Origin of the sequence: Burkholderia oklahomensis C6786, from assembly GCF_000959365.1 — a bacterium.
Taxonomy (GTDB): domain Bacteria; phylum Pseudomonadota; class Gammaproteobacteria; order Burkholderiales; family Burkholderiaceae; genus Burkholderia; species Burkholderia oklahomensis.
Map to the genome: position 1 here is coordinate 910,679 of NZ_CP009556.1, position 22,714 is coordinate 933,392.

General features: G+C 65.4%; 15 protein-coding genes. 1 reads left to right on the forward strand and 14 read right to left on the reverse strand.

Features of this window, described 5'->3' with window-relative positions:
* Positions 1–30 precede the first annotated feature (30 nt).
* The 13 genes from BG90_RS21955 to BG90_RS22020 form a co-directional block, all read right to left on the reverse strand.
* The gene (locus tag BG90_RS21955; protein ID WP_010120575.1) at positions 31–1,083 is read right to left on the reverse strand and encodes a deoxyribonuclease II family protein; all 1,053 of its coding nucleotides are present in this window, start codon (positions 1,081–1,083) and stop codon (positions 31–33) included.
* Positions 1,084–1,920: 837 nt separating this feature from the next.
* Positions 1,921–3,216 carry a CDF family Co(II)/Ni(II) efflux transporter DmeF gene (gene dmeF, locus BG90_RS21960; RefSeq protein ID WP_010120573.1) on the reverse strand — a complete coding sequence of 432 codons (1,296 nt, stop codon included), beginning with the start codon at positions 3,214–3,216 and terminating at the stop codon, positions 1,921–1,923.
* Positions 3,217–3,228: 12 nt separating this feature from the next.
* Positions 3,229–3,504 carry a metal/formaldehyde-sensitive transcriptional repressor gene (locus tag BG90_RS21965; protein WP_010120572.1) on the reverse strand — a complete coding sequence of 92 codons (276 nt, stop codon included), beginning with the start codon at positions 3,502–3,504 and terminating at the stop codon, positions 3,229–3,231.
* A gap of 321 nt (positions 3,505–3,825) precedes the next feature.
* Positions 3,826–4,194, reverse strand: coding sequence for a hypothetical protein (locus tag BG90_RS21970; RefSeq protein ID WP_045568391.1), 369 nt, complete (start codon positions 4,192–4,194; stop codon positions 3,826–3,828).
* Between the two features lie 276 nt (positions 4,195–4,470).
* Positions 4,471–5,703 carry a glycoside hydrolase family protein gene (locus tag BG90_RS21975; protein ID WP_025990374.1) on the reverse strand — a complete coding sequence of 411 codons (1,233 nt, stop codon included), beginning with the start codon at positions 5,701–5,703 and terminating at the stop codon, positions 4,471–4,473.
* A 474-nt stretch (positions 5,704–6,177) separates the two neighbouring features.
* Entirely contained in the window at positions 6,178–8,541 is a 2,364-nt protein-coding gene (locus BG90_RS21980) for a GNVR domain-containing protein (protein ID WP_025990373.1), read from the reverse strand.
* 84 nt (positions 8,542–8,625) lie between these two features.
* The gene (locus BG90_RS21985; RefSeq protein ID WP_025990372.1) at positions 8,626–9,954 is read right to left on the reverse strand and encodes a cellulase family glycosylhydrolase; all 1,329 of its coding nucleotides are present in this window, start codon (positions 9,952–9,954) and stop codon (positions 8,626–8,628) included.
* A 31-nt stretch (positions 9,955–9,985) separates the two neighbouring features.
* Positions 9,986–11,329, reverse strand: a complete 1,344-nt coding sequence (locus BG90_RS21990; RefSeq protein WP_025990371.1) for a membrane protein — start codon at positions 11,327–11,329, stop codon at positions 9,986–9,988.
* A gap of 721 nt (positions 11,330–12,050) precedes the next feature.
* The gene (locus BG90_RS21995; protein WP_010120564.1) at positions 12,051–13,334 is read right to left on the reverse strand and encodes a methyltransferase family protein; all 1,284 of its coding nucleotides are present in this window, start codon (positions 13,332–13,334) and stop codon (positions 12,051–12,053) included.
* A gap of 89 nt (positions 13,335–13,423) precedes the next feature.
* Positions 13,424–15,214, reverse strand: a complete 1,791-nt coding sequence (locus BG90_RS33545) for a collagen-like triple helix repeat-containing protein (protein ID WP_081469980.1) — start codon at positions 15,212–15,214, stop codon at positions 13,424–13,426.
* Between the two features lie 748 nt (positions 15,215–15,962).
* Positions 15,963–17,894, reverse strand: coding sequence for a S53 family peptidase (locus tag BG90_RS22010; RefSeq protein ID WP_025990370.1), 1,932 nt, complete (start codon positions 17,892–17,894; stop codon positions 15,963–15,965).
* A gap of 1,004 nt (positions 17,895–18,898) precedes the next feature.
* Positions 18,899–19,348 carry a zinc-finger-containing protein gene (locus BG90_RS22015; protein ID WP_010120555.1) on the reverse strand — a complete coding sequence of 150 codons (450 nt, stop codon included), beginning with the start codon at positions 19,346–19,348 and terminating at the stop codon, positions 18,899–18,901.
* A gap of 159 nt (positions 19,349–19,507) precedes the next feature.
* The gene (locus BG90_RS22020) at positions 19,508–20,971 is read right to left on the reverse strand and encodes a sensor domain-containing diguanylate cyclase (protein WP_010120553.1); all 1,464 of its coding nucleotides are present in this window, start codon (positions 20,969–20,971) and stop codon (positions 19,508–19,510) included.
* A 211-nt stretch (positions 20,972–21,182) separates the two neighbouring features.
* On the opposite strand from BG90_RS22020, the gene BG90_RS36230 reads away from it, so the two are divergent.
* The gene (locus BG90_RS36230) at positions 21,183–21,572 is read left to right on the forward strand and encodes a hypothetical protein (protein WP_025990369.1); all 390 of its coding nucleotides are present in this window, start codon (positions 21,183–21,185) and stop codon (positions 21,570–21,572) included.
* A gap of 167 nt (positions 21,573–21,739) precedes the next feature.
* Here BG90_RS36230 and BG90_RS22025 read toward each other — a convergent pair whose 3' ends face one another.
* Positions 21,740–22,714 (reverse strand): alpha/beta fold hydrolase, encoded by a 975-nt coding sequence (locus BG90_RS22025; RefSeq protein ID WP_010110493.1) that lies wholly within the window; start codon positions 22,712–22,714, stop codon positions 21,740–21,742.

Consider the following 22,714-nt stretch of genomic DNA (forward strand, 5'->3'; position numbering starts at 1 on the left):
CCGACGTTTTGTCGTGTGTCGTGCGCCGTGCTATTCGGTCGGCTCGTGCGTCTTGCGGATCAGCGCGCGCGCCTGCGCCTCGGTCTTGCCGGGCGGCGGCACGATCAGATCGGTTTCGGACAGCGCCTTCCACAACTTCGGATCCTGGAATGCGATCGTCCCGCCGCCGCGTTTCTCCTGCGACACCATTCGATTGATGTCGCCGACGCACACCCAGTTGTCGGCCGTCGTGATGCCCCACTTCGCGTGATCCTGCGTTTCGGGCCACGCCCACGGCGCGCCGAGCTTGCGCAGATCGATGAACTTGATGTCGTAGGTCTTGTGGACGCCGTCGGCGTCGAGGACGGGCGGGATCTCGCCGCGAATCCATGTTTCGACGTACATGTCGGCCTTGAGCGTCGGCCCGACGAGATCGTTCCAGAAATCCTTGTTCCACTTGCGATTTTTCGCGATCACCTTGAACGACACGCCGCCGTGCGTCTCGAAATCGAGCGCATCGGAGTCCCCCGGCGCGGATGCGTTGAGCGGCTGTGTCAGCGCGTACAGCGGGTTGCCGTGATCGATTACAGCGATGCGCGGCAGATAGACCTGCGGCTGCTGATGCAGCGCCATCTGCGCCGCGATCTTGCCGGCCGTCGCGAGATCGAGGCTCATGCACAGGAAGGTCTGTCCGTACAGCGGCGTCGGTACGCCGGGCTTCGACGGACTCGCATACTTCGGCCACGAGTGCAGTAGCCACAATGCGGAGTTCGATGCGACGTCGAACGCAATGACGCCCTTCGTATGGCCGAGCGTCGCGTTGTTCGAGCGATCGGCGTCGACGGGCATTTCGTCGTTATAGAGAATCCAGCCCGTCGTGCTGCCCGGATCGCCGAAGACCGCATCGAGCGTATAGAACAGCGCGCCCTTCGAATCCTTCATCAGGTTCGGAGATTTCTGCACCGAGCCGACATTGCGATCGTAATAGACATATTCGTAGCCGGTCGCGCTGTCGCTCTCGGCATCCTTGACCAGCTTCGGCACTTTGTAGGCGAACCATAGATCGACGGAACGATTTTGTTCGTCGCGCGGCGAGATAGCCATTTGATGTCCCCGGTTGCTGAGTGGCGCCGCATGCGCGGCGAACGGCGCCCGCTCGTGCGAGGCGTCTTTATCCTGTCGCAGACGGCCGCCCGCTGCCGCCGCTTGCGTGGCACTCGCAAGCGGCGGACCATCGTCTTACGCGGGCGCGCAAGACGGCCTTCGCGGGCGGCAGGCGAATATGCGTGCGGCGCGCGAGCGCAGCCGAATTCCGGCATGCACGCGCGCGACGGCATCCGTCGGCTCGCGTCGCGAACCGTCGGTGTCGACGATCAATGAATAGGAATGCGAATGGACTAGCGGATGAATCGACTGGTGCGCATAGAGGTCCCCTCCTTTTTTACCATCCGATGTCTTTGCGCCCGAACCCGATCATTGACATCCGAAGCGGCACGATTTCGGAAGCAGCGGGTTCTTGTGGTCTTAGCATAGAACACGCAGACGAAAACGGTAAGCACAATCCGGGCGCGTTGCGATGCCGGATCGGCGAAGACCATCGGTGCGACGTGGAGCGTTCGTCGGAAGGTCGATCCGAGGGGGATCTGCCCGAACGCGGCGCGAATCGCGTCGCGTTTCGCGCCGGCCGGGGGCCGCTTCCATGCGCGGCGGCGTGACGCCGCCGGTGTCGCTCGATTCTGAGTTAAGCACTTCAAGCGCTCGAACGCGGCGATGACGATTCGAGTGAGCGTCGGCGCGTGATGACGATCATCTTGCGCGGTGCATTTACTTGTGGATTGCATCATGGTTGCCGCGAACCCGCCGCGCGCATTCACCGGACCGAAGGAGCATTCGGTCCGGCGGCGCTTCGTCAACAGCGATGCGGTCCGTTTCGCCTTCGCGTCATGCGGCGCGGCAATGCACTTCCACCGTCACGTGCGACAGATTCTTGAAGCGCTTCAACAACCGGTGATAGAAGCGCGAGTCATGCGCCGGATCGCCTGTCGCGATGGACACCACGGCGCTCATGTGGCCGGGGCCCAGACGCCAGACATGCAGATCAGTGACGTTATCGCCGCCGCTTTCGATCGAGCGGCGCACGTTGTCCGCGAGACGCCGGTCCGGATTCATGTCGAGCAGGATGCCGCCGGTGTCGCGCATCAGGCCGTACGACCAATTCGCGATCACGAGCGCGCCGATGATGCCCGCGAGCGGATCCATCCACATCCAGCCGAATGCGCGCGCGAGCACGAGCCCCACGATTGCGAGCACCGAGACGGCCGCATCCGCGATCACGTGTACATAGGCGGACCGGATGTTGTGGTCGCGTGCCGCGGCATCGTTCGAGCCGCTGTGATCGTGATGATGCGGGTGTTCATGCTCGACGAACGCGAGCGAATGCTCGCCGTCGTGCAGGCGCACGATTGCGGTGAACGCGTGCGGCTCCGGGATCGTGTCGGTCGATTCCAGATAGCCGCCGCGATTCGCCAGTTCGAACGTCTGCCGCGATCCGTCGGCGCGGACCGTCGTGATCGTCGCCGGCCAATCGCCGACGGCCGGCTGGCCCGTTGCGGGCTCGATCCGGAATACGGGCGGTACGCCGTCTTCGAAGATCGATACGACGAAGGCGCCGCCGCGCGACGAGATCGTCTGCGCGTCATCGCCGTGTTCGTGGTCAGCGCCGTGATCGTGGCCATGACCATGCCCATGATGGTGTCCGTGACCATGCCCGTGATGGCTGCCGCTCAGCAGCCACACGCTCGCGAGATTCACGAGCAAGCCCAGCACGGCGATCGGAATCGCCTCGTCGAAATGGATCGGAACAGGCGACAGAAACCGAGCGACCGCCTCGTAGGCGATCAATAGCGCGATCATCGCGAGCACGATGGCGCTGGTGAAGCCGGCGAGGTCGCCGAGCTTGCCCGTGCCGAACACGAAGCGCGCGTCGTTCGCGTGCCTGCGCGCGTACGTGTACGCGAGCGCTGCGATCAGCATGGCGCCCGCGTGGGTCGACATATGCAGGCCGTCCGCGACGAGCGCCAGCGAGCCGAACAGCGTGCCGCCGACGATCTCCGCGACCATCATCACCGCGCACAGAGCGATGACGGTCCAGGTCCTGCGTTCGTTCTGTTCGTGCGCGGCCCCGAGGAAGATGTGATCGTGCCCGGCGCCGAATGCGACGTCTTCGAATTCGCTCATCGATCGCTCCGCTTATTTGAAGTAGCTGTGGACCACGTCGATCAGCTGCTCGGTCGCGCTGCCTTCGTGGTCGTCGGGCGCGTCCGCGTCGACGAGATGCGTGCGGATGTGATCTTCGAGCACGACGGCCAGCAGGCCGTTCATCGCGCCCCGGCAACTCGTGATCCGCTGCAGCACCTCGTTGCAGCCGCATTCCTCCTCGAGCGCGCGCTCGATCGCTTCGACTTGTCCCTTGATGCGGCGCACGCGGTTCAGGAGCTTCTGTTTTTCTCGAATGGTGTGGCTCATGCCTCTCCCCAAAATACCGGGGGGGAGTATATCTCAATGCACGGATTTGTATAGCGGGGAGGGGTATGAAAATTCGTGATGCCGCGAGCCGGAAGCGCAGCCAATCGTTCAGCAAAGATCGGCTCGCCTTGCTGCGGTCATAAACCGGTGGTCGTCGGACGCGCGTCACCGGCGCATCGGCACGGGAGGCCGATGTGCGACGATGCGGACGCATCGGAGATCCTCGCTGACCGTCCGCGGCGAGAGCGAATCGTCAGGGGAAAAGCGACAAGGGCGCCAATGGCGCCCTTGTCGTCGACGTCGTCCGTCGAGATGGATCGATCAGCTCACCTTGCCGACGGCCATGTGCTTGCCGAGGTGGTGGTGATGGCTCATGTGGGTCGATGCATGGTGCGTATGAGACCGCCCCGGCTCGGTGCTCGCTCGGTCAGCCTGCGTATCCGAACGATCGGCTGCGCGAGAAAGACCTTTGTCGCGATCGCCGGAATTGATGCTGTTCGAGTTCGTCATGCCCGAGCTGCTCATATGACCTGCCGACATGCCGCCCGTATTGCCTCCGGCGCCGCCCATGCCGCCCATGCCGCCGCCGTGGCCGCCGCCACCAGCGCCACCGCCCGCCGCTTGCGCGACCGACGACATCAAGACGAACAGACCCGTAGCAGTCAGTGCGACCAAACGAATACCTTTCATTTTTGCCTCTTCCTAAACGTTGTTTGGGCAATTGCATTGTACGAACCGCATGTGTCGCACAACGGCGTCGTTGTAATCAAAGGTAACCGCTGCGACGGATCGCTCGCAGCGCGACGGTGGGCGATGACGAGGGCGGCGCACGCTTGCCGCGCGGCCCGGCATCGAGTGCATGCGAAGGCAAGTCGGCCCGCGTTCTGCAAGGCGGAAGCACGCGTTACCGATTGGTTACAAGCGCGCGGCATTCTCCCGACGCGAGCGTCGTCGCGAGAGCGCCGATCAGTTCGGAACAGAACCGGCGATCGCCGCTTTCATGAGCCCGTAGCGCGGCTTTTCTTGTGCGCTGCCCGTCAACAAACCGTAAGCGCCGCTGCGATCGTCATAGAGCTCGTACCAGTTGAAGCCGATGACGTTGTAGGCCGCCTTTGCCGCAACCAGCTCAGGAATTGTTTTCGCGATGTAGGCGGAGATCTGAGCGTCCGAGTTGTCCGTGTTCACGCCGATCTCGGTGACGACGATCGGCAAGTTGTAGCGCTCCTTCAGCCGTGCAAGCACGTTGTATCTGCCGTTCTTGCCGAACGCGTTCTCGAAGTCGCCGCCGTTCGAATACCAGTGCCATTGGATCACGTCCGGCGTGATCTTCGGGTGCCCGGTCGTGCCATCGGGCTGCGTGCCCGTCATCAGGCCGTCGAGGAAGCCGAAATGCAGCGCGCCCGACGTCGCGTTGGCGATCAGCTTGGTCGTGCGATTCGTGTCGACCGAGCGCCAGCCGTCGAGCGCGCCCCTGAGCGCGCCGCGCCAGATCGGAAAGGTCGAATTGTCGTAATCCGAAATATTGACGCCGTCACCCTGGATCGGCGCGTTGTGGCTGTCGAGATCGTACTCGTTGCCGAATTCCACCATCGGGATGCCGGCGAGCTTCTTCGCCGCATAGGCGGAAAGCTTGTATGCGTAGGCGTAGGCGCTCGCCTCGGTCGGCTGCTGCCCGTTCAGAGAAGGGTCGGCCCACGGGTGCGCTTCGATCATCGGCAGGACCGCGACGTTGGGGCCGAGGCCGGGAATGACCGTCGATGCGAGCGTGTTGACGTGATCCGGGATGTAGACATCCTGCCGATAGACGTTCATGCCGAGTCCGGCAAGGTGGGCCGCCTGAGTCGCGAGCGGTATCGATGCATAGACGCCGCCGTCGACGTAATGTCCGTTCACGCCGAAGAACGGCAGCACCGGAGCGGTTGCCGAAGGCGACGACGCGCCGGATGCGGGCGCGGCCGTGCCCGTACCGGATGACGACGTCGACGAACCCGATGAGCCGGACGTCGCCGAAGCGCCCGAGGCGGGCACGACGACGCCGTTCGTCGGCGCGACGGCGGCGGCGTTGACCTTGCCTTGATCTCCGCCGCCGCCGCACGCGGAGAGAAACAACGCGAGCAGTGCGACTCTCGCCGCCGGATTATGGATAGGAGTGCTAATGGATTGTGTCACGCTCATGGCGACCGCGGCTAGGTGTTTCATAGTGAGGTCTCCGAATAGAGAAACCTCTATTTTAGGTTAAATTGAGATAAAGCTATCTCAAAATTCTGCAGCGGTCGTTCTGAATATTCGCGTTCGAGAGATAAATAGCGGCTTCGGGGCGGCTTTTCCCCCGTCGGCGGAGGGCTTGGAGAATGTTCGACATGCGCATCGATATGGCGGGCGCCGTTGCTCACGCAAGCGATAAAAACCTTATGCGACGGGTTTTTGCCGCCGTCGCGCGCGACCGAGGTTCGTGTTGGGGGCGTGCTGAAGAGGAGGGGCGAAGCGTGTTTTGTCTATTAGGATTCTTATTCGACTCGTGATCTGTTCACGAAACGATCATCGTCGTTGTGGCAAAGATATAAATGCTCGAACCAATAAAAAACCGGGGGTGTGGAAGTCCCCCGGTTTTTCTTGCGATTGCTTCTTCGTATCGCATTGATTCGGAATCCGACGAAATCGGACTCACTACCGTCAGTTTCGGGAAGGCTTCGCGACGGCTCCCTTTGCCAGCCGGAACGTCTGCTTTGCTCGCGCCGGTTGGGCAGTGCGGTGCGGCTTCACCCAGCGCCTGGCGACATGGCGCCACCAGTCTCGCGGCGACGTCCGCGGCTGATGGGGCGGCGCAATGTATGCGTTGAAGACATGGCCGGCGATTTTCGCGTCGACGCTGTCGAGGCGCTGCAACGCGGTTTCGAGCTCCGCGGCGCGCGTCGTCCTGCCGCGCGAGACGAGCAGCACCGCATCGCAGTCCTGCGCGGCGATCGACAGCGCGTCGCTGTACGGCAGCACGGGCGGCGCGTCGACGATCACGAAGTCATAGCGTGTGCGCAGCGTCGCGAGCAACTGCGAGAATTCGGCGCGTTCGAGCAGTTCGCCCGGATTCGATCCCGCGAGCGTGCCGGGCGTCATCACGGATAGCTTGCTTTTGCCGATCTTGATGATCGCCTTGTCGAGCGGTTGCCCGCCTTCGAGCACGTTCGCGAGACCGATGCCGCCGCCGTTGCGGCCGACGCCGAGCGGATTGTGCGATCCGCCGCGCATGTCCGCGTCGACGAACAGCGTCGATGCGTTCGCGTCGGCGAACAGATACGCGAGATTCGACGCGACGAAGCTGCTGCCGACGCCCGCGGTCGGACCCGCGAACACCAGCACCTTGCCGCCGCTTCGGCCGTCGTGCGCGAGCGCCGCGCGCAGGCTCGTGCGCAGCGTACGCAGCGCCTCGATGCCCGGATCGTTCGGATTCCGCGCGGCGAGCGGTTTCACCGTCGCACGCGCGTTGCCGGACCTGTCGTCATCGAGCGCGAGCGCCGATGTCGAAGGCGCGACGACGGCGACGCAGGGAATGTCCGACACGTCTGCGATCGATTGCGGAACGCTCAGCTCGTTGCGGTAGCGCGCAAGCAGATACGCGGCGGCGAGGCCCGCGAACAGCCCGCCCAGCAGCGCGCCGAGAACCACGATGCCGCGTTGCGGCCACGCCTTCTTGTACGGCTTGTTCGCCCAGTCGACGACACTCACGCCCGGCGTCGTGCTCGCGACGGCGATCTCGAGCTGCTGGGCATTGGTCAGCACGCTCGTATAGAGCTGCGTCGCGACCGACACCTGCCGCGACAGCCGGACGAATTCGCGCTGGGCGGTCGGCAGCTTGTTGGCCGCCGTCGTCGTCTGCTGAATCTCCTTCTTCACTTGATCGAGCTGCGTCTGCACGGTCTGATAGGTCGTGCTGCCCGGCAGGAAGCGCGCCTTCACGTTGTCGAGCGCGAGCTGCAGCACGGTCTGATGCTCGGACAACGAGTTCAGCCGGTTGATGAGCGCGATGCCTTGCTGGTCGACGTCGATCGTGCCCGTCGTCGTGCGGTAGCGATTCAGCGCATCTTCGGCTTTCTCGAGATCCTTCTTGAGACCGGGCAGGCGCGCGTGCAGCGAGTCGAGATTGCGCTGCGCCTTCTCCGCGCGATACGCGATGTCTCGCTGCAGATAGACGCGCACGATCGCGTTGACCATCTCCTGCACGCGCTGCGGCGTGTCGGCCTGATAGACGAGCTTCATCATCGACGGCTCTTCGAGCGTCGAATCGCGATTCGACACGACCGTCTTCATCTTCTTCATCACGTCGTCGTAGACGAGCTGCGTCGGCTCCTTGAGAATCGAGAACGCAATGCCGGAGCGCGCGCGCAGCGTGTCGACGCGGATCTGGCCCGCTTGCGCCTGTTCGCCGTCCACGGCGACGCTGAACGGCACGGTCTGGCCGATCGAGCCGCGCGCGAGGAGGCGGTCTTTCTTGTCGTAGAGCGTCCATTGGCCGTTTTCGCCCGCGACGAGCCGGAACTTGTCGCCGAGCACGGCATCGGGCAACGAGAATTCGCCGAGCTTCAGCTTTTCGCCGCCCCACGCGAAGCCGGACATGCCGAGGAACGGCGACGCCAGCCTGTCGTCGTTCGCGTGGCCTGACGCGAGCAGGCGGCCGACGAGCGGGAAATGGTCGAGCGTGCGGATGTCGAGGTTCGCGCCGATCTGTTCGATCGCAGTACCGACGATCGCGCGCGACGTCAGCACTTCGCTCTCGTCGTTCGCGGACGGGCCGTTCGAGATCGTGCCGGACACGTCCGACAGCGCGCTGATCGACGATCCGGGCTTCGTCTGGATCCGCAGCAGCGCTTCGGCGCGATACTGCGGCGTCGCGACGAGCGCATACAGGACGCCCAGCGCGAAGAACGCGACGACGATCGTCGCAAAGAGCCGCCGGTGCCGAACGACGCTCCACCACAGGCTCGCGAGCCCGTCGTTTCTCTTTGCGTGCAATGCCGTCGAAATGGGTTGTGGTTTCAGATCCATCGTTGTTTCCCGTGATATGCGACGACGGCCGCGATGCCGGCCGCCGCAATCCTCTCAGTCAATCCTCTTCATCGGACGCGACGCTCATGCCCCGATCGTGATGAATATCGGTCCTCGTGTCTCCGGAACATCGAGTCGCCTGCGGCTGCCGGCATCGAGCCCGGCGCCGTACATGTCGGTCACGGCCGCGCCGGCCGGCAGCCGCGACAGATCGACGCCGATTGCGTTGCCGTCGCCGTAGCACCAGACCACATATTTCGTCGCGCGCGCGGCGGTCAGCTTCAGCACCACGTAGCGCGCGTCCGAATCCTGAAAATACCGGGCGCGTTCGGCGTCCCCGGTGAACCAGAACAACTGGCGGACCGCGATGTACGCCGGCAGCTTCCCGGTATCGGCGTCGAGGAGTCCGAAGTTGTGCTCCATGTTCTTGCGATCGCGGCCGTCGTCGCGAATGTCGTAGTACGACGTGAGCCCGATTTGCGAGATCCAGTTCGCAAGCAGCAGCCGTACTGCGTATCTCGCCTGGCGCTCGCGAGCGACGCTCGAATGGCCGTCTCCGATGTCGGCGACGTAGTTGTAGCCGTAGCTCGGATACGCCCATTCGGTCGCCCAGATCTGCGGCGGCGTGCGATACGACGACAGGTCGCGCCGCAGCGCCGCGTAGTCGGCGAACACCGTTTCCGGCTCGGTTTGCCGGTATGGGTGCACGCTGATCGCATCGGGCGCCGGCTGCGCGCGGCTGGCGATGTCGCCGACCGCGCGGATGAACGTGCGGTTGACTTGCTGCACGCCGCCCGTCGCGACGATCGCGTCGGGATTCGCGGCCTTCACCGCCTGCAACGCCTGCTTCAGTACGTTCCGGTAAGCGGCGGGAGACGGCTCGCCGAGCCAGTAGGTCTTGTGGTCCTGCTCGTTCCACACTTCGAAGCGCACCGGCTTGCCCTTGAAGCGCTGCGCGGCCTTGAACACATACTGACGGAACGCGGCAAGCTGGGCGGGCGTCGTCGGCGGCTGGTTCGGGCTGTGCAGATGATGCATGCCGCCGAGAATGAACAACGCACCGAGCCCGCGTGCGGACAGATTGGCGACGAGCGTGTCGTATTTCGAAAAATCCCAGCCGTGCGGCGTGTCCACCGCTTCCCAGAACAGGTCTGCGCGGACGAACGAGAAACCGGCGTCTTTCACCGCGTCGAGCAGCTTCGTATCGCCGATGTCGTGTACGGCGATGCCGGTGTTGTCGCGCGACGCGGCGAAGCCCGGCAGATCGACGTATGTCCGTTTCGCGGCGACGTTCGTGGTCGGGGCGTCGAGCGCGACGGTAGTCGCGGCGCCGGCGAAGCCGGGGGCGGCGAGCACCGCGCTCGCAAGCGCGGCAAGCAGCCGGCGGCGCGGGTTGGGCGTGCGGTTCGTCATATCGTCGTTTCCTTCGCGGCGCATCGCGGCTTCAGCGTGCGTTCGGCGCGATCACGCCAGCGCCGTATCGCAACCGGTCGAATGCAATTCGCGCGCTCGCGATGCGCGCACGCTGCGGCGCGCGCAGACTGATCGAGCGCAGCGTCACGCCGAGGAACAGCAGGCAGCCGATCGTCTCGCAGATGTCCGTCGTCACGCCGCTCACGAGCAGGAAGCAAAGCATCAGCCAGACGGGCCGGTCGTTCGCCGGCTGCGCGAGGATGAAGCGCGCGAAAGCCGCGACGATCAGCAATGCGCCGATCACGCCGAAGTTCGCGACCGTGTAGAGCGCCATGTTGTCCGCGTAACCGACGTTGAAGCCGAAATCGGCCGTGTAGTAGCCGACCGCCGAGCCGAAGCCTCCCGGCCCGATGCCGAACCAGATCAGGTGCTCGCGCAGCAGCCCTTCGATCAGCAGCGGCCATGTATTGATGAAACGGTCCTGCATCGACGACAGCGAGCCTGAGCTGCCGACGTCCTGCGTGCTCGCGAGCGTGACGATCCAACCGGCGAGCGGCAGTGCGATCGTGAGCACGGTCGCCCAGACGCACACCGTTCGCAGCGAGCGCGTGCGCAGCATGAAATGCAATGCGACGACGAACGCGAGCGCGACGAGCGTCGTCTTGTTCGTCGTCGCCCAGATGCCGACCGCCGCCAATGCGAGCAGTGCGGCGAGCGCGAGCCGCGAACGCAGGCGCGGAAAGGTCCAGGTCGTCAGCAGTCCGATCATCAGGCCGGTCGTTGCGCTGCTGCGGCCGAAGCCGGGCAGCCGCGACGAGGTGCCGACGTACGACGATTTCGCGAGCTGCACGCTGACGCCGCCGATGTCGACGTTGCCGCCGACCCACGGCAGCTTCACGAAGTCGTTGAGCAGCACGCCGCCGATGCACAGCAGCGCGAGCGCGACGAACGCGCCGAGCATCCGGCGCGACTCGAGTTCGTCGAGCGCCTGCTGCGGCATGACGATCGCGAAGAGCATCGGTGCGATCGTCCAGATCCAGAAGCCGACCGCGCTCAGGCTGACGCCGTTCGCGAGCGACACGCACGTCTGCGCGGCGAGGTACGCGGCGATGAGCACGTGGCTTGCCTTCGGCCGCTGGGCGATCGCGAGCCCGAGGCACGCGACCATCAGCGCTTTCGGCAGGTAGCCGAGCGCCGCGACGCCCGCGAGCGACGTGTAGTAGCGGATCGCGCCGGACAGCACATCGCTCGCAACTGCGATGACGAATGTCGCCGCCCAGAGTCTGTGTATCTTCGAGATACCTTGCATCGGTGCGTAATAGTCGAATGGCGAGTCGAACTGCGGATCGAACCGCTGGAACTTGCGGGCTGGCATCGTCGAGTCTCGAACGATTGCGTGCGCCGCCTTTGATCAGCGCGCGATGCCGCAAACCGCGGTCTCGGCTCAGTTCGTCTGACTCACCCGGGCCGCGCGCCCGTGGACGCGTTCGCGCGGCCGGCCGTCGCTTCGACGGCCCGGTTGGCGGGAGGAGCCGCCGCCCTTGGGCGGCGGCATCGGACATGGGTCGACGCGCGAACCATGCATCTGCGTCGAAGGATAGCGTTGCCGTCCGGCGGGGAAAGTACGACAGCCCACACTACGCAGATGGGGCAGAGGGCGGGGAAACGGCGTTGACCGCGGCAAAAATAGGGGAAGACGGTGGGCGGCGGCGCGCGCTTGGCGGAAGGCCGCGCGCGGCGATGCGGGTGGCGCGGGCCGCGGCCGGCGGTTGTGCGCGGAAGGGGAGGCAGCGAATGATGCCGGGGATGCACCGGCGCGATCATGCGCGGCAGTGCCGATTTTGGGCGCGGTCGATGCGTGAATGTAAAGCACTGCTGGCAAGAACTGCTGGCGCGTCTGCTTATATTTGGATAGGCAATCTCGAAAAGCCCGTATTTCGGATGCCAAATCAGCAATGCGGTTGCTGGACTGTTACTCGCCTCTTGTGCGATGGCCGCGTTCGGGTGCGCCCGAGCGTGCGGCTAGCCTGGATGCGCATGCTCTCGATGCCGATGCACGACGACTTTTACGCGCCCTCAGCCCTCGAGCATTCCCATCACGCGCACCGCTCCCGCCCCACCAACCTTGCGAGCTTCGCGAACAATCCGTGCCGATCGATCCATTCGGCGTACGCACGATATTCGGGATCGCGCATCAGATGCCGCTCCTCGGTCTTCGCGCGCAGCCAGTACAGCAGATTCACCGCGACGAGCGCCGCCGAATGCATGATCGCGAGGCGCCAGCCGAGCGGCTCGACGAACGGCACCGAGATCATCCAGTACGACAGGTTCTTGGCGAGATAGGCCGGATGTTTCGTGAACCGGTACGGGCCCGACGTGATGATGCCGCGATTCGTCAGGTTCGAGAAACGCAGTCCGAACGAAATCGTCGACAACGCATAGCAGAGCAGAAGCGCGACGATGACGGCGCCCCACACGAAGCGGACGACGGGCACGGACAGCAGCCAGTTGTCCCAGAACATCGAGCCTTCGTAGCGGATGTAGTTGTTTGCGATCAGCGACCAGAACGGCTGATAGCAGATCAGCGCGGCGAGCCAGCCGAGCGTTGTCGGCTCGACGCTGCGCACGTGGCTGTCGAGAAGGCGAAACGTGCACAGATAGCCGACTGCGCCGAACATCAGGTCCATCGTGTACGACAGGTCGTACATGAAACGGAACGTCGCGAGCGAGAGCGGCGCGCTGGCCGCGCTCGCGAACGACGCGCCGATGCGATCCGCATCGGTCGACAGATAGACGACCATCAGCGGCAGGAAGAACGCCTTCACGGCCCAGCCGGCGAGCATCTCTCGGATCGGCCGCCAATCGGCCGGGCGCTGTCCGCGGAACAGCCAGCGGCCCCAGCCTAGATACGCGTCGTCGACTTCGCGCTGGCGCCGGTCCATCCAGCCGAAATAGAGCGGCGCGGCGAGCGCGACGTACGGCGCGAGCATGCCGACGAGTGACCAGAACGGCTGGTAGAACGCGCCGTAGTATTCGGGCAGCAGCCAGTAGATGAGCGCGATGCCTGCATAGACCGATGCGAGCGCGGCGAGCCGCAGCGACACGCGCGCGATGCTGAGCGGCCGCAGTGCGCGATTCGCGAGGCCGGCGCTCGGACGCAGATGGACGCGCGCGACGAACAGCTCGTACGCGCCGATCGTCGCGATGATCGCGGCGCAGGCGAGCAGGCTGCGCTCCGTGCCGGTCAGCGCGGTCGCGCCGCGCGACGCCCACAACGTGAAGAGCCCCGCCGCGATGCCGGCGAGGCCGATCGGAAATGGCGTCGCCGAACGCGGCGGCCGTTCTTGTGCGTTCGCGACGCTGTCGAGAGTGGATTGCATGTCATCCCCCGTGTCATGACATGGTCGGCGGGCGGCCGGGCGATTGGAATGGTTGGGCCCGGCCGCCGCGCCGTGCGGCTTGCCTGCGCTTACTTGCCGGTGACGCCGCCGAGCAGCCCGCCGATCAGGTTGGTCACGGGCGCGAGCAGGTTCGTCGTCGCCGAGCCGCTCGCGGTCGTGCTGCCGGTCAGGCTGCCGACGACGCCCGTGGCGGGCGAGGTCGTCGTCGAACCCGTGCTCGTCGTGGGCGAAGTCGTCGCGACGGTGCCGTTCACGCTTGCGGTCAGCGAGCCGACGAGGTTCGTGACGGGCGACAGCACGAGGTTGAGCCCAGACGTCGCGTTGCCGCCCGCCGAGCCCGACAGGCCGCCGAGCAGGCCGGTGACGGGCGCAAGCGGATTCGACGTCGTGCCGGGCTGCATCGCACCTGCCGCGCCGGTCAGCGAGCCCGCGATGCCGGTGATCGGTGCGAGCGGGTTGGACGAGCCGCCCGACAGGACGCCGGTGATCGGTGCGAGCGGGTTGGACGAGCCGCCCGACAGGATGCCGGTGATCGGTGCGAGCGGATTGGTCGTGCCGCCGGTCAGCAGGCCGCCGACGCTCGTGACCGTGTTGCCGAGCTGGCTGACGACGCCGCCGACCGCCTGGACCACCTGGTTGTTGGTCGAGCCCGACACCTTCGTGCCGGCCGCGTTCAGTCCGCTGCCGACGGTGGTCAGCAGATTGTTGACGGGCGCGCCGAGTCCGGTGACGGTGCCGACCGTCTGCGTCGTGCCGGAGACGGCGTTCGTGATCGGGTTGATGATCGAACCGACGCCGGTTTCGAGCTGCTGGACGGGCGCGCTGGTGAGCACGTTGTTCAGGCCGGAGCCGACTTGGGTGACGGTGCTGCCGAGCGTGCCGACTGCGCCGCCGAGCGGCGACGTGACGGGCGCGAGCGGCGCGAGGGGGCCGGTGCCGATGCTCGTCACGACGCCGCCGAGCGACGAAACCGCGTTGCCGACATTCGAGACGACGCCGGACGTCGACGTGAGCGTCGGGCCGAGCGGGTTCGGCGACGTGCCGAGCGTGCCGAGGCCGGCGGCGGTGCCGTTGCCGAGCGTCTGGACGCCGTTGCCGAGCGAGCTGACTGCGTTGCCGAGATCCGTGGTCGTCGCGCTGTTGACGCCCGGCACCGACGTGCCGGAGATCTGATTGCCGGTGGCGGAGACGACCGTGCCCGTCGCGGTGATCAGATTGCCGGTTTGCGCGAGGATGTTGCCCAGCGGGGAGGAGGCGGTGCCCGAGGTGCCGGAAGTGCCCGAGGTGCCCGAGGTGCCGGAAGTGCCCGAGGTGCCCGAGGTGCCGGAAGTGCCCGAGGTGCCGGAAGTGCCCGAGGTGCCGGAGGTGCCCGAGGTGCCGGAGGTGCCCGAGGTGCCGGAGGTGCCCGAGGTGCCGGAGGTACCGGAGGTGCCGGAGGTGCCGGAGGTACCGGAGGTACCGGAAGTGCCCGAGGTGCCGGAAGTGCCCGACGTACCGGAAGTGCCCGAGGTGCCGGAGGTGCCCGAGGTGCCGGAAGTGCCCGAGGTGCCAGAAGTGCCCGAGGTACCGGAAGTGCCCGAGGTGCCGGAAGTACCCGAGGTACCGGAAGTACCCGACGTACCGGAAGTGCCCGACGTCCCCGACGTACCGGTCCCACCCGAACCCGACGAACCGGAGGTGCCGCCCGAGCCCGAGGTGCCGGACGACCCTGACGTACCTGACGTTCCGGTATTGCCGATGGTGGTCGGCTTCACTCCGCCGGACGACAAGGACGGACCGTCGACCGATCCGCAGCCGGAAAGGGCGAGGAGTGCGGAAACACCGATTGCGGCGGCCGATTTATTAAACAGTTTTTGCATGACAGGCTCCCAGATAAATCACGATGACAGCCTTCAATGCAATTTTCGTACCATTGGGTATTTCGTAGAGTTTTCCTTCGTTAATGTATAAAAAATATCAAATCATCGATTAATCGTTCGAAATCGACGAAGAAATTTGGATTTTCTGCGAGGCCGCGGCGACACTGTTCCTGCCGTGCTACGTGACGTTCCGGGCGGCGTAACGGACGACGCTAGGAACACGGAACACGGAACACGGAACACGGAACACGGAACACGGAACACGGAACACGGGGCGCTGGCGTGACGGTGACGACATCGCGTCTGTTTCGGGGGGCGGCCGGTGTGCCGCGCAGGTTCGAATGTGTCGAACGTGTTGCGATATCAATCGAAAGCGGCTCGATTCGAAAAGGAGAGTGAGGGATATGGGGCTCCGACCGACCGGTCGGCATCGATTTGCGTGCCGCCTGCGCCGACGTGCTGCTTGCGTGTCCAATCGATCGCGACGAGCCAAGCGCAGATGAGTCGACGACACGCAGCAAGCCGCAATCGCGAGTGTCCGGCAGAAACTCGCGTCTCCAAGAGGTAACGATCGCAGCGATATCCACGCAGACGCAGGCGCCGATATCCGGTGTCTTGCCGCGCCGGCCGGAGATGCCGGCCGGCGTCTCGAATTCACCGCGCCCGCCTGCATACTCGGCAACACGGGCATGCCGACGCGCAACTCGCCGCGCGCCCCGAACCGGCCGCGCGCGGCGAATCCCGCTCGCTACTTGACCGAACTCGCGCTGACCTTCGCGAAATCGAGACTGCCGAAGCCGGTGTCGTCGTCCCATCCGGACTTCGCAACATAGCCGTAGCTGTTATAGCCGTTGTTGCCCGACGTCACGTCGTGCACGAGCGACGTATTGCCCGGCAGGCCCTGATAGAAGTTCGATGTCGGCAGGCCGAGGCTGTTGTTGTTCGCCGATTCGACGCGCGCCCAGCCGCCGACGAAAATCGGCGACGCGAGGCTCGTGCCGCCGATCAGCTGATTCGGCTGGCCGTTGACGACGATGTATGCGCCCGTCGATTGCGCGGCGTCGAACGCGACGTCCGGCACGACGCGCTTCGTCACCGAGCTGCCGAGCGCGGCCGTCTGCCAGCTCGGCGCCGCTTCGTAGCCGCTGACGCCGCCGCCCGTCGCCCAGATCCGAACCGCGTTGTCGAGCGGCTGGCCGTTGCTGCCGATGTCCGCGTACGCAAGACCTTCGTTCCAGACGGTCTCGCCCGCCCAGGTCGTCGTTCCGCTCGTCGACAGCGTCGTGCCGCCGACCGCGACGACGTACGGCGAGCTCGCCGGCGACGACACGCTGTACTTCGCCAGATTGATCTTCGTCGTGACCTTGCCGCCGCTGTACGTGCCGACGTAGCCCGGCGCACCGTACGGCGACGTCGACCACTGGTAGACGCCCGCGTCGCCGGACGACACCGAGAAGATCTGGCCTTGCGCGACCGCCTGCTTGAAGACCGCGTCGGTCGCGGCGAGCGTGCCGTCCGAGTATGCCGCCGCTTCGTCTTCGCCGAGCGATACGTTGATGACCTTCGCGACGTTGTCGGTGACGGCCTTGTTGTACGCGGCCGTCAGCGTCGCGTTCGTGAGGCCGCTGTCGCTGCTGTCGCCGTTGACGGCCGCATAGAAGATCAGCTGCTTGACGCCGCCCGACGTGCCGATGATCGTCTGGCTGTCGAGATCCCATTCGCCCGGATCGCCGTCGTTGGCGAGCGTGCCCGAGCTGCCCGCGACGACCGCCGTGTTGACGGTCGGCAGGCCCGCGTTCTGCGTGAACGTGTTCAGGTCGGCGATCGTCTGCGTCATGTCGCCCCACGTGATGATCCCGACTGTCGTATTGGTCGCGGCAGGCAGGCCGCTCGCGTCGTAGATCTGCGCGAAGTCGGTCGTCTGGTGGCCGACCTGCGAGCCGCTCGTCGCGTTCTTCGTGATCGTGTCGGGCTGGATGCGCGCGTCCGTCGGCGTGGCGCGATGGAGCAGCCGATGCGGGACGGCCGCGTTCTGCAGCCCGAGCACCGAATCGACGAACGGGCTCATCGACGCGGGAATCAGCGCCGCCGCGTCGTTCGCGTAGACCGCCTTGCCGCGATAGTTGAAGCGCTTGAGCGTCGTATGGAAGCCGCGCTCCGCGTTCGATGCGTTGCCTTCGGCGAAGATCAGCTTGTTGTTCGCCGACACCGTGACGTTGCTGAAGCCGTTCGCCTTCAGGTGCGCGACGACGGCCTGCACCTGGCCGTCGGACGGCGCGAAGCGCGCCTTGAATTGCTCGGGCGTCAGGTACTTGTGATAGTTCGCGCTGCCGGGCTGGTTCACTTCGTGAAGGAACGCGTCGAGTTGCGCTTCGTTGCGGCTCTTCAGGACGACGGTCACGCGCAGCGGCTGACTCAGCTCGAGCGGCGTGACGGTCGTGTCGGTGAGCTCGGGCGTGCCGATCGTATTGAGCGCGTAGCTCGGCGCCGTCTTGGCCAGCGTCTGCGACGCGGCGGCGGCCGGCGCGCGCGTGAGCAGGAAGGCGTCGGTGCGGGTCGGCGCCCAGTCGGATGCGGCTTGCGCGGAAAGCGGGGACAACGTAGCGGCGATCGCTAGCGGTAGCAGCGACAGTGCGAAACGTTTCGAGAATAGCCGGTTGACATGCTGAGTTCTCTGCATTTTTGGAGTCCCAAGAAAATGATGAAGAACGGATGCGCAGCCTGGGTCCGGCGGGTAGGGACGCGCGGCGCGCAGCCGATGCACGGCGATGCGGCGAAGCTGCGATTCATGGCGACATGGCTTTCTCCCTTCGACGGATGCGCGGCGAAACGGCGACGTTTGGTTCGGCGTTCGTGTCGGCGCGCGGTCGGTCCCGCATGCCGAACGAACGTGCGCCCGACTCGACGGGCGGCTCGTTCAGTACTTAGGAATCCAATTCATATGGCGCGTGAAAGAACCGCTTCCGCCGCACCGCAATCCAATCCGCAATCCATTTCGCGGTCCGCACGGCGATGCGGCGGGCCGGCGTCGGCCTGTCGCGCGGCCGCTGCACCGCGTCTTCCTGCGATTTCAGACAACACGATCCCGTCGCGCAGCCGCGGCGAAGCGGCGCGCGAGACGGAACGCACATTCAATAGACCGGCCGGAACCGGGCAAGCCGGTCGGGGCCTTGAAGCAAGCCGTGCTGCCGGGGCGTCGGCGGCGCGCGGCGCCCTCTCGCCGCGCGCATCGTTCGTCGCATGCCGCCTTCGCCGGCCGCCCGACATCCGGCATCCGCGTTGCACCGCACCGAAATCCGATCTCGAAAATCCGCGTTTAATCGAATGATTTTCGATATTTCCGATTCGCGATGAATGAAGCTGGATTGCCGGTTAATCAGGAATTAATCGATGATCCGGAAACGTGCTGCGGTTTCTTCGTGGATTGAAAGCCGCCCCTCGAAAATAACGTAATTGAATTGGAAGAATTCAGTCAGGCTGATGTTTGGGTGATGCCTGTGCCGCGCGCCAGCAGCGGCATTGGTTTGCGAAAAGATAGCAAGGAAAAAATCGAAGCGTCAAACTTTTTTTGATTGTATCTAAAAAATTTAGAAGCGTAATTCGTTTGACTCGAATTCGATTAAAGCCAGTTGTAAGTCGTTTGGCGGAATGCGTTTGATACGTCGCGGAGGCGGTGAATCCGTATTACGAATTCGCGGGCGGCGATTTGCGGGACATGAATTGCTCGACGAGCAGCAGCGCGTTCCGGCATGCGTCGAGATCGAACGTGTGGATCGTGCTCGACGTGGCATCGAGCCCCAGCTGCGCCGCGAGCCAGCGTATGCCCTTCGCGCGCGCTTCGAACGCGTTGCAGCCGTCGCGCCGCATCTTCGCGGCGACGAGCGGTTCGAGCGCCGCATGCAGCTCGGATTTCGCATGCCTGAGTTCGGCGTTCGCGAGCCGGCCGAGCGGCACGTGGCGCCGGCTGCGCGGAAAGACGCCGATCCATGCGTCGCACGGCGGGCAGATCCACAGTTCGCCGTGATCGTCACGGTACGGATACGCTTCGTCGCCGAAACGCGCGAGCGTCGCTTTCGCGCCGCAGTAGTCGCAGACGGGTTGAGGGAGGGCGGGAACGGGGCGGCCGACGCGCATGATTCAGGGCAGAAGGTTCGAGCGTGGATAAAACGATAGCGTATACGAATGACCGGGCCGCGCGGCCCGGGTTCCTTTCGCGCGCGTTCGCGAGCGGGAAAGCGGCGCGGCAGCGCGCGTGCGCCGGGACCTGTCGCCGGACCGAAGCGCGGGCGCCCGCTACGCGTGCTGTGCGTCGCAGACGCGGTTTCGGCCCGTCGACTTCGCCTGGTACAGCGCGGCGTCGGCCATCTTGACGAGCGCCGTGTCGGAATGCATGGCGTTATCGTGCGACGTCACGAGTCCGATGCTGACGGTCACGCGCCGGTACGGGCTCTTCTCGTGCTCGATGTCGAGATCGTAGACCGCGCGGCGGAGGTGTTCGGCGATCGCGGACGCGCTCTTCGCATCGGTGTCCGGCAGCGTGATCACGAATTCCTCGCCGCCGTAGCGCGAAACGTCGTCGGCCGCGCGGCGCACGTTCAGTGCGAGGCAGCGGGCGACTTCGCGCAGCACGTCGTCGCCCGCCTGATGGCCGTAGCAGTCGTTGTAGTTCTTGAACTGGTCGATGTCGACGAACAGCAGCGACAGCGGCCGGCTGGAGCGCAGCGCGCGCGCCCATTCGCGGCGCAGGTTCTCGTCGAACGCGCGGCGGTTGCCGAGGCCCGTCAGCGAGTCGGTGCGCGCGAGGCGCTGCAGGCGCAGTTCCGCGTGCCGCCGCCAGCGCAGCTCGCGCGACAGCAGCGCGGTACCGGTGACGATCACGACGCCGAACACGAGCATCAGCACGCCGAGCCGCTGCGCGCGGATGTGCCATTGGACGAAGACGTGACGCTCGGCGGGCGACACGTCGACCACGATCGGCAGACCGGGCAGCCGCTTGTACACGTAGAGGCGGCGCACCCCGTCGATCGACGCGACGCCGGTGAACGCGCCTTCGTCGTGCGCCGTCGCGTTCGCATAGAGCGTCGAATTGGCGATGCTGCGCCCGACCATCTTCGTGTCGAACGGCAGCCGCGCGATCATCAGCCCGTTGGTCTCGAAGATTGCTGCGGTGCCGTCGGGGCCGACCGACAGGCCGTCGAGCAGCGCGCGAAAGTAGTCGATGCTGAGCGTGCCGGCGACGATGCCGCCGAACGAACCGTCGGGCCGCGTGATGCGCCGGCTCAGCGCGACCGTCAGCGCGCCGTGCCGCAAGCGCGCCGCGTACGGCTTGCTGATGTAGAGGCCGCCCGCAGGATGATCGCGCTGATAGACGAAGTAGTCGCGATACGCGAAGTTCGCGACGGGCGGCGGCTTCGGGAAATGCGAATCGAGCACGATGTCGCCGCGCTCGTTCATCACGTAGATCGTGCCGAGATACTTGCCGGTCGCCGCGCGGTCGAACAGCACCTTGCTGCGTATCGCGGGGTCGAGGGCCATGATGCGCGGATCGTTGACGCCGTCGACGACTGCCTGAAGCGACAGGTCGTAGAGCTCGATGTTGCGCGCGATGTCGCGTTCGAGCAGCAGCACGAGGTTGTTCGCGTTTTCTGTCGCACGCTGGTAGGCGTCCTCGCGCGACTCGTACAGCACGCGCGCGCAAAACAGCCAGATCAGCGTGAGCAGCAGCGCGCCGCAAACGACTACGCCCGTCGGCGACATCAGGCCCTGCATCCAGGGCTGCAGGTAACGAGTCGTGAAGGAGGTCGAACGCTTGCGCATGACGTCGGGGGCCTGTCGGACGGTGAATCGGCGGCGTCCCGTTTCGCGGGCGCTGTTTGATCGGGCCGTCGTTTCGTCCGTCGCTTGGCGCAGGTTGCCGGCTCACGCGGGTGCGACGGTTATACGGGTTATCGTGCAATGCGGCATTTTCTTGAGCATTCGGGCGTCGCACAAGGGCATTCCCCATGTCGATCCGGCAACGGCGGGCGATTCGGGCGTCGCGCGCCGGCCCGTCGTGGACGGCGCGCCGCGCGCGGTTTGCGCCGGTCGATTCGATCAGAGATTTTTACTTCGGAATATCGCGATCGTCGAGCACGGATTCGCGTTCCGACCTTTCGACGTCATTGCAGCGCCGCTCGATGACCGATGCGCCGACCACGCATGCGGCAATCCGCTGCATGCACGCGTTGCGATGGCGTCGCGGGCGCGAGCGCATGACACGGCCGGTCAGTCGGGATGCCGCGTGCGGCGGGCCGGCGCGATTCTCTTGATCTCGAGTTGGAAGGTCTGCGTCATGAGGCGCGAGATTACGTCGGCGTGAGCGATTCGTTGCGTATGCAACGAATCGCGAGTGTGTTCAGCAAGCGTGAACAATGGTGCGCACTATAAAAAAACGCGCCGCACGAAAGGCGGCGCGCATCGCGCAAATCGGACGGCTTCGCAGCGCAATCACACGCGCTGCCCCGCCGTCCGTCGCAAACCGTCGGCTCAGCTTTCCGCGCTTTCCGTCACGCGCATGGGCTCGGCGGACACCGGGGTATCGGCGACTTCGAGCAGCCAGTCGGTCGTTTGCGCGGGCTGCGTGACGGGCAGCATGTGCCCGCCGTCGACGACCTTCAGGTTGACCGCGTCGAGCCGCTTCTTCAGCGCCTCGCCGTGACGCTGCCAGTTGAGGATCTGGTCGCCGCGGCCGTACAGCATGTCGACGGGCACGGTGAGCGACGCGTAGCGGCTTTCCATGTCGGGCAGGTCCTCCGGCGCCGCGACGAGGTCCGACGACGCCGAATAGAACGCGTGCGGTTGCAGCCCCAGCAGGCCGCCGCCCTTTACGCCGAAGTCGTGCGGCACCGCTTCGGGCGCGAAGACGAGTTCGACCGCCTTGCGATTCTGCAGCATCGCGACCGGAAGCCCGAGCGTGAGCGACACGAAGCGGCGCATCAGCGACGAGCGCAGCGCGAGACCGCGGAACGGGCCGGGCGGCTCGGTTTCGGTGTGCGTGAGCGGGGCGATCAGCGCGATGCGGCTCACGCTCTGCGGATGGTTGAGCGCGAGCGCGAGCGAGATCGCGCCGCCGAGCGAGTGGCCGACGACGATCGGCTTGTCGAGGCCGAGCGTCGCGATGAACATCGCGATCGTGCGTGCCTGCGCGTAGACGTTCGCGGTCGAGCGCGGGCCGCGCGTCGAGCGGCCGGAGCCGGGGCGATCGACGAGGATCACGCGATGCGACTTCGCGAGCCGCTGCAGGTCCAGGTACGCGAAGTTGCGCAACTGGCCGCAGAGGCCGTGCACGAACACGATCGGCGGACCTTCGCCGTATTCGACGTAATGCAGGCGGTCCGCGCCGACGTCGACGAACTTGCCTTCGGGCGGGAACATCTTCTTGATGCGGTGCGAGGTGAACAGCGTGAATGCAACGAGCGCGAGGGTCGCGTAAACGAGAAAGTGGAACAGCTTGATTATCAT

What these genes read in the sequence shown, in the direction of transcription:
- BG90_RS21955 (WP_010120575.1), bottom strand. Translation starts at nt 1,083, where the DNA reads ATGGCTATCTCGCCGCGCGACGAACAAAATCGTTCCGTCGATCTATGG.
- dmeF (WP_010120573.1), bottom strand. Translation starts at nt 3,216, where the DNA reads ATGAGCGAATTCGAAGACGTCGCATTCGGCGCCGGGCACGATCACATC.
- BG90_RS21965 (WP_010120572.1), bottom strand. Translation starts at nt 3,504, where the DNA reads ATGAGCCACACCATTCGAGAAAAACAGAAGCTCCTGAACCGCGTGCGC.
- BG90_RS21970 (WP_045568391.1), bottom strand. Translation starts at nt 4,194, where the DNA reads ATGAAAGGTATTCGTTTGGTCGCACTGACTGCTACGGGTCTGTTCGTC.
- BG90_RS21975 (WP_025990374.1), bottom strand. Translation starts at nt 5,703, where the DNA reads ATGAAACACCTAGCCGCGGTCGCCATGAGCGTGACACAATCCATTAGC.
- BG90_RS21980 (WP_025990373.1), bottom strand. Translation starts at nt 8,541, where the DNA reads ATGGATCTGAAACCACAACCCATTTCGACGGCATTGCACGCAAAGAGA.
- BG90_RS21985 (WP_025990372.1), bottom strand. Translation starts at nt 9,954, where the DNA reads ATGACGAACCGCACGCCCAACCCGCGCCGCCGGCTGCTTGCCGCGCTT.
- BG90_RS21990 (WP_025990371.1), bottom strand. Translation starts at nt 11,329, where the DNA reads ATGCCAGCCCGCAAGTTCCAGCGGTTCGATCCGCAGTTCGACTCGCCA.
- BG90_RS21995 (WP_010120564.1), bottom strand. Translation starts at nt 13,334, where the DNA reads ATGCAATCCACTCTCGACAGCGTCGCGAACGCACAAGAACGGCCGCCG.
- BG90_RS33545 (WP_081469980.1), bottom strand. Translation starts at nt 15,214, where the DNA reads ATGCAAAAACTGTTTAATAAATCGGCCGCCGCAATCGGTGTTTCCGCA.
- BG90_RS22010 (WP_025990370.1), bottom strand. Translation starts at nt 17,894, where the DNA reads ATGCAGAGAACTCAGCATGTCAACCGGCTATTCTCGAAACGTTTCGCA.
- BG90_RS22015 (WP_010120555.1), bottom strand. Translation starts at nt 19,348, where the DNA reads ATGCGCGTCGGCCGCCCCGTTCCCGCCCTCCCTCAACCCGTCTGCGAC.
- BG90_RS22020 (WP_010120553.1), bottom strand. Translation starts at nt 20,971, where the DNA reads ATGTCGCCGACGGGCGTAGTCGTTTGCGGCGCGCTGCTGCTCACGCTG.
- BG90_RS22025 (WP_010110493.1), bottom strand. Translation starts at nt 22,714, where the DNA reads ATGATAATCAAGCTGTTCCACTTTCTCGTTTACGCGACCCTCGCGCTC.